The sequence below is a fragment of the Roseinatronobacter ekhonensis genome, assembly GCF_900499075.1.
GTDB classification, from domain to species: Bacteria; Pseudomonadota; Alphaproteobacteria; order Rhodobacterales; family Rhodobacteraceae; genus Roseinatronobacter; species Roseinatronobacter ekhonensis.
In genome coordinates this window covers 1-5,513 of record NZ_UIHC01000093.1, presented here as the reverse complement: position 1 = coordinate 5,513, position 5,513 = coordinate 1, and the positions used below count along the sequence as shown (strand labels likewise).

At 44.5% G+C, this 5,513-nt stretch carries 7 protein-coding genes and 2 pseudogenes; all 9 read right to left on the bottom strand.

Annotated elements, in window-relative coordinates; genetic code table 11:
- A pseudogene (locus tag ROE7235_RS21195) lies at nt 1-55 on the bottom strand (hypothetical protein); the annotation flags it as partial.
- Nucleotides 30-1,556: pseudogene (locus ROE7235_RS21190) on the bottom strand (replication endonuclease); the annotation flags it as partial. The pseudogenes ROE7235_RS21195 and ROE7235_RS21190, both read right to left, overlap by 26 nt.
- A gap of 63 nt (nt 1,557-1,619) precedes the next feature.
- Entirely contained in the window at nt 1,620-2,606 is a 987-nt protein-coding gene (locus ROE7235_RS21185) for a Minor spike protein (protein ID WP_000466547.1), read from the bottom strand.
- 8 nt (nt 2,607-2,614) lie between these two features.
- Entirely contained in the window at nt 2,615-3,142 is a 528-nt protein-coding gene (locus ROE7235_RS21180; RefSeq protein WP_000487867.1) for a hypothetical protein, read from the bottom strand.
- Nucleotides 3,143-3,252: 110 nt separating this feature from the next.
- On the bottom strand, nt 3,253-4,536 hold the full coding sequence (locus ROE7235_RS21175; RefSeq protein ID WP_000065572.1) for a major capsid protein: 1,284 nt from the start codon (nt 4,534-4,536) through the stop codon (nt 3,253-3,255).
- Between the two features lie 36 nt (nt 4,537-4,572).
- The gene (locus ROE7235_RS21170; RefSeq protein ID WP_000033471.1) at nt 4,573-4,689 is read right to left on the bottom strand and encodes a phage DNA packaging protein J; all 117 of its coding nucleotides are present in this window, start codon (nt 4,687-4,689) and stop codon (nt 4,573-4,575) included.
- A complete protein-coding gene (locus ROE7235_RS21165) occupies nt 4,689-5,147 on the bottom strand; it encodes a scaffolding protein D (protein WP_000084700.1) in 459 nt (152 codons plus the stop codon). The genes ROE7235_RS21170 and ROE7235_RS21165 overlap by 1 nt, the downstream gene beginning before the upstream one ends.
- On the bottom strand, nt 5,144-5,383 hold the full coding sequence (locus ROE7235_RS21160; protein ID WP_016670801.1) for a phage DNA packaging protein C: 240 nt from the start codon (nt 5,381-5,383) through the stop codon (nt 5,144-5,146). Before ROE7235_RS21160 ends, ROE7235_RS21165 begins: the two co-directional genes overlap by 4 nt.
- Entirely contained in the window at nt 5,316-5,486 is a 171-nt protein-coding gene (locus ROE7235_RS21155; RefSeq protein ID WP_002253904.1) for a bacteriophage K family protein, read from the bottom strand. Before ROE7235_RS21155 ends, ROE7235_RS21160 begins: the two co-directional genes overlap by 68 nt.
- Nucleotides 5,487-5,513 lie beyond the last annotated feature (27 nt).

Below are 5,513 nucleotides of genomic sequence, written 5' to 3'. Positions count from 1 at the left end.
TAGGTCGAATTTTCTCATTTTCCGCCAGCAGTCCACTTCGATTTAATTCGTAAACAAGCAGTAGTAATTCCTGCTTTATCAAGATAATTTTTCGACTCATCAGAAATATCCGAAAGTGTTAACTTCTGCGTCATGGAAGCGATAAAACTCTGCAGGTTGGATACGCCAATCATTTTTATCGAAGCGCGCATAAATTTGAGCAGATTTGTCGTCACAGGTTGCGCCGCCAAAACGTCGGCTACAGTAACTTTTCCCAGCCTCAATCTCATCTCTCTTTTTGCGTTCTGCTTCAATATCTGGTTGAACGGCGTCGCGTCGTAACCCAGCTTGGTAAGTTGGATTAAGCACTCCGTGGACAGATTTGTCATTGTGAGCATTTTCATCCCGAAGTTGCGGCTCATTCTGATTCTGAACAGCTTCTTGGGAAGTAGCGACAGCTTGGTTTTTAGTGAGTTGTTCCATTCTTTAGCTCCTAGACCTTTAGCAGCAAGGTCCATATCTGACTTTTTGTTAACGTATTTAGCCACATAGAAACCAACAGCCATATAACTGGTAGCTTTAAGCGGCTCACCTTTAGCATCAACAGGCCACAACCAACCAGAACGTGAAAAAGCGTCCTGCGTGTAGCGAACTGCGATGGGCATACTGTAACCATAAGGCCACGTATTTTGCAAGCTATTTAACTGGCGGCGATTGCGTACCCGACGACCAAAATTAGGGTCAACGCTACCTGTAGGAAGTGTCCGCATAAAGTGCACCGCATGGAAATGAAGACGGCCATTAGCTGTACCATACTCAGGCACACAAAAATACTGATAGCAGTCGGCGTGTGAATCATTAGCCTTGCGACCCTCGGCAGCAAGAACCATACGACCAATATCACGAAAATAGTCACGCAAAGCATTGGGATTATCATAAAACGCCTCTAATCGGTCGTCAGCCAACGTGAGAGTGTCAAAAACGATAAACCAACCATCAGCATGAGCCTGTCGCATTGCATTCATCAAACGCTGAATAGCAAAGCCTCTACGCGATTTCATAGTGGAGGCCTCCAGCAATCTTGAACACTCATCCTTAATACCTTTCTTTTTGGGGTAATTATACTCATCGCGAATATCCTTAAGAGGGCGTTCAGCAGCCAGCTTGCGGCAAAACTGCGTAACCGTCTTCTCGTTCTCTAAAAACCATTTTTCGTCCCCTTCGGGGCGGTGGTCTATAGTGTTATTAATATCAAGTTGGGGGAGCACATTGTAGCATTGTGCCAATTCATCCATTAACTTCTCAGTAACAGATACAAACTCATCACGAACGTCAGAAGCAGCCTTATGGCCGTCAACATACATATCACCATTATCGAACTCAACGCCCTGCATACGAAAAGACAGAATCTCTTCCAAGAGCTTGATGCGGTTATCCATCTGCTTATGGAAGCCAAGCATTGGGGATTGAGAAAGAGTAGAAATGCCACAAGCCTCAATAGCAGGTTTAAGAGCCTCGATACGCTCAAAGTCAAAATAATCAGCGTGACATTCAGAAGGGTAATAAGAACGAACCATAAAAAAGCCTCCAAGATTTGGAGGCATGAAAACATACAATTGGGAGGGTGTCAATCCTGACGGTTATTTCCTAGACAAATTAGAGCCAATACCATCAGCTTTACCGTCTTTCCAGAAATTGTTCCAAGTATCGGCAACAGCTTTATCAATACCATGAAAAATATCAACCACACCAGAAGCAGCATCAGTGACGACATTAGAAATATCCTTTGCAGTAGCGCCAATATGAGAAGAGCCATACCGCTGATTCTGCGTTTGCTGATGAACTAAGTCAACCTCAGCACTAACCTTGCGAGTCATTTCTTTGATTTGGTCATTGGTAAAATACTGACCAGCCGTTTGAGCTTGAGTAAGCATTTGGCGCATAATCTCGGAAACCTGCTGTTGCTTGGAAAGATTGGTGTTTTCCATAATAGACGCAACGCGAGCAGTAGACTCCTTCTGTTGATAAGCAAGCATCTCATTTTGTGCATATACCTGGTCTTTCGTATTCTGGCGTGAAGTCGCCGACTGAATGCCAGCAATCTCTTTTTGAGTCTCATTTTGCATCTCGGCAATCTCTTTCTGATTGTCCAGTTGCATTTTAGTAAGCTCTTTTTGATTCTCAAATCCGGCGTCAACCATACCAGCAGAGGAAGCATCAGCACCAGCACGCTCCCAAGCATTAAGCTCAGGAAATGCAGCAGCAAGATAATCACGAGTATCCTTTCCTTTATCAGCGGCAGACTTGCCACCAAGTCCAACCAAATCAAGCAACTTATCAGAAACGGCAGAAGTGCCAGCCTGCAACGTACCTTCAAGAAGTCCTTTACCAGCTTTAGCCATAGCACCAGAAACAAAACTAGGGACGGCCTCATCAGGGTTAGGAACATTAGAGCCTTGAATGGCAGATTTAATACCAGCATCACCCATGCCTACAGTATTGTTATCGGTAGCAAGCACATCACCTTGAATGCCACCGGAGGCGGCTTTTTGACCGCCTCCAAACAATTTAGACATGGCGCCACCAGCAAGAGCAGAAGCAATACCGCCAGCAATAGCACCAAACATAAATCACCTCACTTAAGTGGCTGGAGACAAATAATCTCTTTAATAACCTGATTCAGCGAAACCAATCCGCGGCATTTAGTAGCGGTAAAGTTAGACCAAACCATGAAACCAACATAAACATTATTGCCCGGCGTACGGGGAAGGACGTCAATAGTCACACAGTCCTTGACGGTATAATAACCACCATCATGGCGACCATCCAAAGGATAAACATCATAGGCAGTCGGGAGGGTAGTCGGAACCGAAGAAGACTCAAAGCGAACCAAACAGGCAAAAAATTTAGGGTCGGCATCAAAAGCAATATCAGCACCAACAGAAACAACCTGATTAGCGGCGTTGACAGATGTATCCATCTGAATGCAATGAAGAAAACCACCATTACCAGCATTAACCGTCAAACTATCAAAATATAACGTTGACGATGTAGCTTTAGGTGTCTGTAAAACAGGTGCCGAAGAAGCTGGAGTAACAGAAGTGAGAACCAGCTTATCAGAAAAAAAGTTTGAATTATGGCGAGAAATAAAAGTCTGAAACATGATTAAACTCCTAAGCAGAAAACCTACCGCGCTTCGCTTGGTCAACCCCTCAGCGGCAAAAATTAAAATTTTTACCGCTTCGGCGTTATAACCTCACACTCAATCTTTTATCACGAAGTCATGATTGAATCGCGAGTGGTCGGCAGATTGCGATAAACGGTCACATTAAATTTAACCTGACTATTCCACTGCAACAACTGAACGGACTGGAAACACTGGTCATAATCATGGTGGCGAATAAGTACGCGTTCTTGCAAATCACCAGAAGGCGGTTCCTGAATGAATGGGAAGCCTTCAAGAAGGTGATAAGCAGGAGAAACATACGAAGGCGCATAACGATACCACTGACCCTCAGCAATCTTAAACTTCTTAGACGAATCACCAGAACGGAAAACATCCTTCATAGAAATTTCACGCGGCGGCAAGTTGCCATACAAAACAGGGTCGCCAGCAATATCGGTATAAGTCAAAGCACCTTTAGCGTTAAGGTACTGAATCTCTTTAGTCGCAGTAGGCGGAAAACGAACAAGCGCAAGAGTAAACATAGTGCCATGCTCAGGAACAAAGAAACGCGGCACAGAATGTTTATAGGTCTGTTGAACACGACCAGAAAACTGGCCTAACGACGTTTGGTCAGTTCCATCAACATCATAGCCAGATGCCCAGAGATTAGAGCGCATGACAAGTAAAGGACGGTTGTCAGCGTCATAAGAGGTTTTACCTCCAAATGAAGAAATAACATCATGGTAACGCTGCATGAAGTAATCACGTTCTTGGTCAGTATGCAAATTAGCATAAGCAGCTTGCAGACCCATAATGTCAATAGATGTGGTAGAAGTCGTCATTTGGCGAGAAAGCTCAGTCTCAGGAGGAAGCGGAGCAGTCCAAATGTTTTTGAGATGGCAGCAACGGAAACCATAACGAGCATCATCTTGATTAAGCTCATTAGGGTTAGCCTCGGTACGGTCAGGCATCCACGGCGCTTTAAAATAGTTGTTATAGATATTCAAATAACCCTGAAACAAATGCTTAGGGATTTTATTGGTATCAGGGTTAATCGTGCCAAGAAAAGCGGCATGGTCAATATAACCAGTAGTGTTAACAGTCGGGAGAGGAGTGGCATTAACACCATCCTTCATGAACTTAATCCACTGTTCACCATAAACGTGACGATGAGGGACATAAAAAGTAAAAATGTCTACAGTAGAGTCAATAGCAAGGCCACGACGCAATGGAGAAAGACGGAGAGCGCCAACGGCGTCCATCTCGAAGGAGTCGCCAGCGATAACCGGAGTAGTTGAAATGGTAATAAGACGACCAATCTGACCAGCAAGGAAGCCAAGATGGGAAAGGTCATGCGGCATACGCTCGGCGCCAGTTTGAATATTAGACATAATTTATCCTCAAGTAAGGGGCCGAAGCCCCTGCAATTAAAATTGTTGACCACCTACATACCAAAGACGAGCGCCTTTACGCTTGCCTTTAGTACCTCGCAACGGCTGCGGACGACCAGGGCGAGCGCCAGAACGTTTTTTACCTTTAGACATTACATCACTCCTTCTGCACGTAATTTTTGACGCACGTTTTCTTCTGCGTCAGTAAGAACGTCAGTGTTTCCTGCGCGTACACGCAAGGTAAACGCGAACAATTCAGCGGCTTTAACCGGACGCTCGACGCCATTAATAATGTTTTCCGTAAATTCAGCGCCTTCCATGATGAGACAGGCCGTTTGAATGTTGACGGGATGAACATAATAAGCAATGACGGCAGCAATAAACTCAACAGGAGCAGGAAAGCGAGGGTATCCTACAAAGTCCAGCGTACCATAAACGCAAGCCTCAACGCAGCGACGAGCACGAGAGCGGTCAGTAGCAATCCAAACTTTGTTACTCGTCAGAAAATCGAAATCATCTTCGGTTAAATCCAAAACGGCAGAAGCCTGAATGAGCTTAATAGAGGCCAAAGCGGTCTGGAAACGTACGGATTGTTCAGTAACTTGACTCATGATTTCTTACCTATTAGTGGTTGAACAGCATCGGACTCAGATAGTAATCCACGCTCTTTTAAAATGTCAACAAGAGAATCTCTACCATGAACAAAATGTGACTCATATCTAAACCAGTCCTTGACGAACGTGCCAAGCATATTAAGCCACTTCTCCTCATCCAACGCGTCAGTTTTTGACAGAATCGTTAGTTGATGGCGAAAGGTCGCAAAGTAAGAGCTTCTCGAGCTGCGCAAGGATAGGTCGAATTTTCTCATTTTCCGCCAGCAGTCCACTTCGATTTAATTCGTAAACAAGCAGTAGTAATTCCTGCTTTATCAAGATAATTTTTCGACTCATCAGAAATATCCGAAAGTGTTAACTTCT

Coding starts and splice junctions, on each gene's coding strand:
- ROE7235_RS21185 (WP_000466547.1), bottom strand. CDS start 2,606: ATGTTTGGTGCTATTGCTGGCGGTATTGCTTCTGCTCTTGCTGGTGGC.
- ROE7235_RS21180 (WP_000487867.1), bottom strand. CDS start 3,142: ATGTTTCAGACTTTTATTTCTCGCCATAATTCAAACTTTTTTTCTGAT.
- ROE7235_RS21175 (WP_000065572.1), bottom strand. CDS start 4,536: ATGTCTAATATTCAAACTGGCGCCGAGCGTATGCCGCATGACCTTTCC.
- ROE7235_RS21170 (WP_000033471.1), bottom strand. CDS start 4,689: ATGTCTAAAGGTAAAAAACGTTCTGGCGCTCGCCCTGGTCGTCCGCAG.
- ROE7235_RS21165 (WP_000084700.1), bottom strand. CDS start 5,147: ATGAGTCAAGTTACTGAACAATCCGTACGTTTCCAGACCGCTTTGGCC.
- ROE7235_RS21155 (WP_002253904.1), bottom strand. CDS start 5,486: ATGAGTCGAAAAATTATCTTGATAAAGCAGGAATTACTACTGCTTGTT.